Annotated in this window: 10 protein-coding genes and 1 pseudogene; 1 reads left to right on the forward strand and 10 read right to left on the reverse strand. The window is 43.6% G+C overall.

The features are described from left to right. Positions 1–41: 41 nt before the first annotated feature. From KIV40_RS35430 to KIV40_RS12400, 7 genes and pseudogenes are all read right to left on the reverse strand, one after another. Complete coding sequence (locus KIV40_RS35430) at positions 42–1,058, reverse strand: GGDEF domain-containing protein (RefSeq protein ID WP_012129956.1); 1,017 nt, start codon at positions 1,056–1,058, stop codon at positions 42–44. 373 nt (positions 1,059–1,431) lie between these two features. Continuing rightward, entirely contained in the window at positions 1,432–1,686 is a 255-nt protein-coding gene (locus tag KIV40_RS12375; protein ID WP_021018121.1) for a hypothetical protein, read from the reverse strand. 147 nt (positions 1,687–1,833) lie between these two features. Continuing rightward, positions 1,834–1,977 (reverse strand): annotated as a pseudogene (locus tag KIV40_RS12380) (sodium/glutamate symporter); the annotation flags it as partial. 92 nt (positions 1,978–2,069) lie between these two features. After that, positions 2,070–2,609 carry a disulfide bond formation protein B gene (locus KIV40_RS12385; protein WP_012129953.1) on the reverse strand — a complete coding sequence of 180 codons (540 nt, stop codon included), beginning with the start codon at positions 2,607–2,609 and terminating at the stop codon, positions 2,070–2,072. A gap of 12 nt (positions 2,610–2,621) precedes the next feature. Beyond that, positions 2,622–2,777, reverse strand: a complete 156-nt coding sequence (locus KIV40_RS12390; RefSeq protein WP_005531837.1) for a DUF5993 family protein — start codon at positions 2,775–2,777, stop codon at positions 2,622–2,624. A gap of 217 nt (positions 2,778–2,994) precedes the next feature. Continuing rightward, the gene (locus KIV40_RS12395; RefSeq protein ID WP_010645884.1) at positions 2,995–3,543 is read right to left on the reverse strand and encodes a disulfide bond formation protein B; all 549 of its coding nucleotides are present in this window, start codon (positions 3,541–3,543) and stop codon (positions 2,995–2,997) included. Between the two features lie 11 nt (positions 3,544–3,554). Continuing rightward, positions 3,555–3,710, reverse strand: a complete 156-nt coding sequence (locus KIV40_RS12400) for a DUF5993 family protein (protein ID WP_225247124.1) — start codon at positions 3,708–3,710, stop codon at positions 3,555–3,557. Positions 3,711–3,921: 211 nt separating this feature from the next. Between KIV40_RS12400 and KIV40_RS12405 the strand changes: the two genes are divergently transcribed. Further along, a complete protein-coding gene (locus tag KIV40_RS12405; RefSeq protein WP_181145823.1) occupies positions 3,922–4,089 on the forward strand; it encodes a DUF6559 family protein in 168 nt (55 codons plus the stop codon). Here the strand turns inward: KIV40_RS12405 and KIV40_RS12410 are convergent. The 3 genes from KIV40_RS12410 to KIV40_RS12420 all read right to left on the reverse strand — a co-directional run bounded on the left by KIV40_RS12410 (position 4,086) and on the right by KIV40_RS12420 (position 6,709). Next, the gene (locus KIV40_RS12410; RefSeq protein WP_045383956.1) at positions 4,086–4,382 is read right to left on the reverse strand and encodes a Dabb family protein; all 297 of its coding nucleotides are present in this window, start codon (positions 4,380–4,382) and stop codon (positions 4,086–4,088) included. The genes KIV40_RS12405 and KIV40_RS12410 overlap by 4 nt on opposite strands. A gap of 167 nt (positions 4,383–4,549) precedes the next feature. Beyond that, entirely contained in the window at positions 4,550–5,806 is a 1,257-nt protein-coding gene (gene tyrS / locus KIV40_RS12415) for a tyrosine--tRNA ligase (protein WP_285349460.1), read from the reverse strand. An 81-nt stretch (positions 5,807–5,887) separates the two neighbouring features. Beyond that, positions 5,888–6,709, reverse strand: coding sequence for a LuxR family transcriptional regulator (locus KIV40_RS12420; protein WP_285349461.1), 822 nt, complete (start codon positions 6,707–6,709; stop codon positions 5,888–5,890). Positions 6,710–6,983 lie beyond the last annotated feature (274 nt).

The following is a 6,983-nucleotide window of genomic DNA, read 5'->3' on the forward strand; positions in this document are numbered from 1 at the left end:
ATTTTTAATTGCTTCGAAGCGGCTCAGAATGAGCCAAAACTCTATGTTCTTGATCTTTTAGTGAGGTACATCATTTGGTCTGCATGTTGGATTAAGGTGTCACTAGAGCTTCCCTCATAAGGGAAGCGAGCAACGCCAACACTCAAACCGATGTGAACGTTTTGAAAATGGATAAAAATAGGTGCACTGCATGCTTGATGTAGCAAAGACTGAAACTGTTCTAAATCCTTTGTATTTTCGAGCTCAGGTAAGCAAAGAATGAACTCGTCACCGCCAATTCTTGTGGCGAATTGGTCGTTGTGCAGCATGTTCAAAATACGTTGCGCAGTGATACGCAGTACTTTGTCTCCAGCGTCGTGACCAAATTCGTCATTCACGGCTTTAAAGCCATCTAAGTCGATATATAGCAAAGTGAACGGTTGAGCTCGTTGAATCTGTTGCTCTATCAACTGATTGCCTTTGAAGCGAGAGTAGCAGCCTGTTAGCTCATCTATCTCGAGCAGTCTTTCTAGTTTTTCAACTTGTTCATATTGCGTTTGCCAAGCGCTGTGCCAATAACTTTCAATTGAGCGCAAGCCCTTGTAAATAAATAGGTTGAACAAGTACAGAAACGTACTCCGAATGGAAAACTCACTTAAACCTTGTAGTTTAAACGGGTCGTTACCCGCGGTTATCAAATCAATGTTAAAGCATATAGCCATTGATAGGACATATGTGATTGACGACCAAAGTACGCCAAACTCAATCAAAGTGAGAAGAATATTGACTGTAACCAAGGAAGAAAAAAGAAAGTGTCCGCCTAAGAAGTAGTACAAATAAAATGTGAGGGTATATCCGAGGATCAGTGCAATAACAACTGAGCGCTGTTTTTGTTCGAGTGCGAATGCTTTGCCCACCCAGAGGTAGGTAAAACAAACTCCCGCGGATAATGCATAAGGAAGGTATACAACATAATCAACCCCTCTGATTGCACAAGCGAATAGGGTAATAAGAATCCCCAAACTTGTTGAGCGCATGTAGTAGCGCGTAAAAATTCTGGTGAACTGTGTTCTGTCCATAGTTATGTCTCAAAGGAACAGCAAATAATGGGCAGTTAGCGAGAGGAGTCCGTATGGGGTGAGTGTGAATGGAGAACGTGAGAAACAAATAAATGGCATCGCATGAAGTTAGAAGTGCGATGCGCATATGCTTTTTTCGGGCGTTTTTCTCGTCTGCAAGCGACACTGCATTTCATAAAGTTGCTCGATACCTACTGCCGTTTTTATAAACTATTCTATGAGGCGATGTTGCATAAAACTATACGGTTTTCGGGAAAATGCCCCGATCTCAATATGTCCGCATAAAAAGTGGGATATCGGCAGATTTATCTAGGAAATACTAATACTTAAGTGCTAAGGGTTATCAGTAAGATAAGTCTTAAGTTTGAGATGTCTACTTGAGTTTTTGGTGGATACGGTAACCCATTGCATAACCAAGATAAAACAGAGCAGCAAGCGTCACAAAGGCAGAAATGTAGGCAAAAAAGTGATTCAGTCCCAAGCCAAAAGACAAGGTAAACGCGATGCCGTTCACGGCTTCCATCGGCATCTTGTACCACGATGCATGGACCGTCGAGCCAAAGAGAAAGAGTGTGCCAATTAAAAAGAGTGTGCCGATTGATAGGCCAACCCATCTGCTGCTGTTCATGTTCATCTCAAGAGTTACAGAGTTCGTAACAAAATATTTCTGGATGAGTATTATACAACTGAGTGAGGGGGAGGGTGTTAGCAATATTTACGCGAATACAGCAAGAGGCCACCGGAGTGACCTCTTTTTAATCGGATGGCGTATTAATTATCCAATCCAGGTGATGAAGTACGGGATGATCAGTGCATTGGCTAAATCGATGAAAAATGCGCAGACCAAAGGCACGATGATAAAGGCTTGGTGTGAATTACCATACTTTTTTGCGACCGCCGACATGTTTGCCATTGCCGTTGAAAACCGTACTTTTGTGGCCAATAGAAAAGAGGAGTGATATAAGGTTAAATAAGCCTTGTATCACTCCTCTTAGTTCGATGAAGAACTCGTTAGTTAAATAGCCAGTAACTTTCTGGATTATCAGGACATTGATAAGGACCACACTCCGCGAACGTGCCAATAACATTAAGTGCTACGACAGAGATCGCTAGTAGGCATGTGATACGTCCCAAATTGCTCATTTCATAAGGCTCTGGTGACTCTTCTCTGCTGGTCAGCATGAGGATGACTGCGACCGCAAATATCGTGGCAACAAACAAGACAAACGCCCAAGTGTAATAGTGCATCCCAAAGATTGGGCTACCGTAACCTGGCGTACCAGGTATCACGTGCAACGAAACTTGTCTCAATGAAGTTGCCACACCGTATAACGCACCGATCAGCACTACACCATAATGTCGAGATTGTGGGCCATAGACCACGTTTAATAAGAAACCAAACATGATCATAACGAAGCCGATACGTTGCAATAAACAGAGTGGGCAAGGCAGCTCATTCAGAACAAATTGCAGCACAAAACCAATCAACAGCACGGCAGTCATGCCAAGTAGGCCAAAGGTATTAAGTAAAGCTAGATTGTTTCTATTCATGTGTAGCCCCCTTTATAGCAATATTGAAAGAGGATCGGTGGCGTGATGATTGAACCAATACAGACCAATGATCACCGAGGAAGCAAAGAAAGCGTAGCCCACTGCTTTCTTACCTAAAAATGCGCTAAGCATTGCGATTAATAATAGTAAAAAGATTAGTGCCATCATGAGGAGTTCCTTCCTTACTCTCTGATTTCAATCCTTTTAACTATAGATACTGGAGGTTAATGCGCGAATTTATACAACAAAAAAAAGAAGTTTATTGGTTTGTAATGTGGAATTATTCGAACAATCCCATCTTGGGTATTTGTATTAAAAAGCCCCAAAGCAGGTAACTCCGGGTCTAGTGAGGGTGGTGTTCTTCAAGTGGTGCTGAGCTTTTTAATTATTTGAATAGATCAAGAAGCCAATAGCTCACAGGATCTGCCGGACACTCAAATGGGCCGCACTCGATAAACGTTGAAATGACGTTTATTAGAACTGTTGCGATTGCTAGTATGCAAACACTTTTGGCAAGCGGGCTCATTTCGTGGTTTTGGTTTGAATACCTGTCATCCCAGAGAATGAGAAGCAGAGCAATACCAGCAACAGCCATACAGAAGATAACGAATGCCCATGTGTAGTAGTGCATGCCTAAGATAGGGCTTCCAAACCCTGGCGTTCCCGGTATAACGTGAAGAGAGATCTGTCTTAGTGATGTCGCTATACCGAATAAAGCGCCAATCAGAATAACCCCGTAGTGTTTTTGCTCAATGCCATATACGACATTTAGCAAGAAGCCAAACATGATCATCACAAACCCCAATCTTTGCAACAAACAAAGCGGGCAGGGTAGTTCCCCCAGGCTAAATTGTAAAATTGACCCCGTGAGTAGAACAAGCGTCATACCCAAAAGTCCTAGCGTGTTGAGTGTATCTATTGTTTTTCTATTCATTGCTTCACCTCCTACAACAAGATCGACAAGCTGTCTGTTGCATGGTGTTGAAACCAGTACAAACTAAGAATCACGGAAGTCACAAAACACGTATAGCCCAGCCCCTTCTTGCCAGTAAATACGCTTATCATAGCGACTAGGAGTATTAGAAATATTAAACTCATCATAATGTTGAGACCTTCACTTTCTTACTTTTTTAATTTTTAAATGAACTACCTAACGTAGTAGTAAGAATTTTATTACTAAAAGGTCGGCGCATTGATGTTTTTTTGTTGTTTTTTTGTTGTTTTTTTTGGGATTTTTATTTTTCAGTTTTGATTGTGCATCGGTTTTATAACTAATAAATTGATTTTTTCCAGTTTTTTATATCATTTCTAAATGGTTGCTGAAATTGAGTCTCTGCGCACTGATGTCTCGAATGACCTTATCGAAGGTGGTGATTACAACGCGCAAGAGGTATTGAATTTGTTGGGCTATGACGGCTGGAAAGGAGGACGTATACATGATGATGCGTCCTTCCGATTTGGAGTGATTAGTCGATACTAGACCTCGTAATCGAACACGATAATGTCTTCAAGCAGTGGTCTAAACACCTCTTTCAACGCATCGTGCTCTGGGTGAGGTAGGTAGTTCTGACGACCCGCTTCATTGGCAAACGTCATCATTACAGCGTGTGTGTAGTCTTTGTTTTTACCTTCTGGGCTGTTGTTTAAGCCCCATTCAACGTCGGTTACGCCTTCCACTTTCTTTGGCATGGCTTCGAATAGCTCTCGCAAGTGTTGGATTTTGTCGCTGGTGGCAGAAGCTTGAAATTTGATGAGTAGAATGTGTCTGATCATGGTTTTGAGCTGATGTTATATTTTGTTGTGTTTGAAGAACAACACTATAACGGGCATCCACTCTAAAGTTAGCTTTTGGCTTCACAAAATAGGGAATCAAGAACGCGAGCACTTTGGCTCGCGTTTTAGTTGGTCTAGCTGGATCTTAGGTCGTTAGATGGGAACCGTTAACCCGCGATACGTTTCACCAAGTAGAAATGCTTTTTACCGCGTTGAAGCAACCAGTATTGATCGAACAGCGGGAAGTTCAAACTTGGGTGTTCTGCATCGACTTTCTCGCCGTTCACACTGATGGCATTGTTGCCAATCAGTTCACGAGCAATACGCTTTGAGTTGGCTAAGCCTGATTCAACCAGTAGCTCTACCAAGTCTTGCTCAGCACTTTGCATGCTTGGCAAGCCATCGAGTTCTAACTGTTTTAGCTCGCTCAAACTGAGTTGCTGCACATTGCCGCTAAATAGCGCTTGAGTGATTCGCTCTGCACTTGCTAAGCCTTCTTCATCGTGGACAAAACGCGTCATTTGCTCTGCTAGGATACGCTGTGCTTGTGGTTTGCCTTTGCTCTCTTTGTCTTTTGCTTCAATCGCAGCAATCTCATCGCAGCTCAAGAAGGTGTAGTAGCGCAGGAAGTGGTAAACATCGGCATCTTCAGCAGATAACCAGAATTGGTAGAAAGCGTAAGGCGAGGTCTTACTTGGATCTAACCACACTGCGCCACCTTCGGTTTTACCAAACTTAGTGCCGTCAGATTTGGTGATCAAAGGTAAGGTTAAGCCAAATACTTGTTCTCCATTTTGACGGCGAGTAAGGTCAATGCCGCTGACAATGTTGCCCCATTGGTCATTGCCACCGATTTGAAGACGGCAACCGTACTGACGGTTTAATTCTGCGAAGTCGTAAGATTGCAACAGTGCGTAACTGAACTCGGTGAATGAGATACCTTGATCTGGACGTTGTAAGCGTTGTTTAACGGACTCTCGACTGATCATGGTATTCACGGAGAAATGCTTACCTACATCACGGAAGAAGTGGATAACGTTAATCTGCTTCACCCAATCCGCATTGTTTACCATGATCATTGGCTTGCTGACTTGGTTATTCATCAACTGTTGAATTTGGTTCGACAGATCTTGCACCCAGCCCATCACAGTATCTTCTGAGTTTAAGCTTCGCTCTGTGGCTTTAAAGCTTGGGTCGCCGATCATACCGGTTGCACCACCAATCAGAGCGATGGCTTGGTGTCCTGCATCTTGAAAACGTTTGAGCATAATCAGTGGTACTAGGTGGCCAATATGCAAGCTACCTGCGGTTGGATCGAAACCGCAGTACAAGGTTTGTGGCTCAGATAGCAGTTGTTGAACTTGGTCTAAATCGCTCGCTTGGGCAATCAAGCCGCGAGCTTGTAAATCTTCTATCAGTGTCATCGTCTTATCTTTATCTGGTTCGGTTGTATTCAGATTAAAAGGCGATGAGGAATCGAGGTATATCCCTAAAGGGACAGTTTGTTATCTTGATTGAGTGATCAGGTGGTTGAGAAACAACTGAAAGAACTCGCTTAATGACGCGACATTTAACTGCGCGTAGATGCGTTTACGATGGTTCTTGACCGTGCCTTCTGCAACATCTAGCTGCGTTGCAATCTCTTTGTTGTCATGGCCTTGCGCGATCAATGCCGCGATTTCCTGTTCTCGTTTGGTGAGGACAGTTTCACCAAAAGATGCCAGAGCAGATTCAATCGCTGCACGCATTTGCCCTGAATATGCGTTAGGGCTAAACACTGGCTCGGCGAGTGTAAACTCGGTCTGTTTCCAGTGCTGTTGGCACAAAGACTGGATAATGGCGAAGTAAGATTTGAGCTTGGTGACTTGAGGCTTGGTGAAGCGTTTGTCGTCTTGCATAAAACCAAAGTAGAGCATCACCCAACGTGTCGGCTCGATTTCAATCAGCATGCTGAGTTCATCCTTCCAGCCCGTTTGGTGGTAAAACTGCTCACAGTAGGCTTGGTAATCGAGATCGTTACGCGCGAGGTCTTTACCTACCACATCTTTGAGCGTGAAGATGCCTTGCTCTTTGTTTGCGTTAAGCTTCTGGTAAAACGGGTCGTTTTGAAAAGAGGTGGTGAGATAACGCTGGAACAGAAGCTCGCGTTCATTTTCAATTGAATCATACAGATAGATAGGGTGTTTGCCTTCGCGGTAGCCGAGGGTTACCGCACAATCAAAACTCAATAACGAAGCAATAACGCGCATCAGTTTAGGCGTAAAGCTTGGTGAGTTAAGGGCTGAAATTGTCTCTGCAAGTTGAGTGTTGAATGCGTCGTTAGGCATGGGAATTCGAGCGTGCGATAAAGGTTGAGATAAGCATAACGCAATGGGCTGGCATTCCAAAGTTATCTGCTATTTTGTTGTTCATGCGACGTTGTGGGTTTAGAAACGTGCTGCATGAGACTCCTAGTCTCGCTTCGGCTCGCTGGAGTGACGGTATGAGGATTGTTGTGTGGTTCATAAGCACACTAGGTTCATATTCTCATCGAAATATGCTGGAATGCCAGTGATGGGGCGAGTGTTGAGATAAACAAAAAGGGAGCCCTGTGCTCTAATG

The organism is Vibrio sp. D173a, from assembly GCF_030248475.1.

What these genes read in the sequence shown, in the direction of transcription:
- KIV40_RS35430 (WP_012129956.1), bottom strand. Translation starts at nt 1,058, where the DNA reads ATGGACAGAACACAGTTCACCAGAATTTTTACGCGCTACTACATGCGC.
- KIV40_RS12375 (WP_021018121.1), bottom strand. Translation starts at nt 1,686, where the DNA reads ATGAACAGCAGCAGATGGGTTGGCCTATCAATCGGCACACTCTTTTTA.
- KIV40_RS12385 (WP_012129953.1), bottom strand. Translation starts at nt 2,609, where the DNA reads ATGAATAGAAACAATCTAGCTTTACTTAATACCTTTGGCCTACTTGGC.
- KIV40_RS12390 (WP_005531837.1), bottom strand. Translation starts at nt 2,777, where the DNA reads ATGATGGCACTAATCTTTTTACTATTATTAATCGCAATGCTTAGCGCA.
- KIV40_RS12395 (WP_010645884.1), bottom strand. Translation starts at nt 3,543, where the DNA reads ATGAATAGAAAAACAATAGATACACTCAACACGCTAGGACTTTTGGGT.
- KIV40_RS12400 (WP_225247124.1), bottom strand. Translation starts at nt 3,710, where the DNA reads ATGATGAGTTTAATATTTCTAATACTCCTAGTCGCTATGATAAGCGTA.
- KIV40_RS12405 (WP_181145823.1), top strand. Translation starts at nt 3,922, where the DNA reads ATGGTTGCTGAAATTGAGTCTCTGCGCACTGATGTCTCGAATGACCTT.
- KIV40_RS12410 (WP_045383956.1), bottom strand. Translation starts at nt 4,382, where the DNA reads ATGATCAGACACATTCTACTCATCAAATTTCAAGCTTCTGCCACCAGC.
- tyrS (WP_285349460.1), bottom strand. Translation starts at nt 5,806, where the DNA reads ATGACACTGATAGAAGATTTACAAGCTCGCGGCTTGATTGCCCAAGCG.
- KIV40_RS12420 (WP_285349461.1), bottom strand. Translation starts at nt 6,709, where the DNA reads ATGCCTAACGACGCATTCAACACTCAACTTGCAGAGACAATTTCAGCC.